This is a genomic window from Streptomyces sp. BE303, assembly GCF_036290945.1.
Classification (GTDB): domain Bacteria; phylum Actinomycetota; class Actinomycetes; order Streptomycetales; family Streptomycetaceae; genus Kitasatospora.
Window position 1 is genome coordinate 1 of record NZ_JAQYWZ010000745.1, and the last position, 321, is coordinate 321.

The window sequence follows — 321 nt, forward strand, 5'->3', positions numbered from 1 at the left end:
CCCCCCCCCCCCCCCCCCCCCCCCCCCCCCCCCCCCCCCCCCCCGCCCCCCCGCGCCACGCAGCTCACGGCATCCGCGACGTTGCGTCCGCGCCGCGCGCCGCCCCACAATCGTCATACACTACTGACGACAAAGAAACTATAACTAGGATTACATCTATATTAACGACGAATAAAAAAAAATAGAGGCCCGTGCCTGCGACCTCACCGACCGCGCCGCGGTCGCGGCGCTGGTGCGGGAGGACGACGACGAGCCCGACCTGGCGATCGTGCACGCCGCCGGGACCCTGGACGACGGCGTGGTCGCCGGGCTCGACCCGGC

The 321-nt window shown here is 70.4% G+C and carries 1 protein-coding gene; it reads right to left on the bottom strand.

Annotated elements, in window-relative coordinates; all coding sequences use genetic code 11:
- Positions 1 to 64 precede the first annotated feature (64 nt).
- Positions 65 to 321 (bottom strand): hypothetical protein (locus tag PUR56_RS22015; RefSeq protein WP_329950173.1); only part of this gene is annotated, 257 nt, incomplete at its 5' end.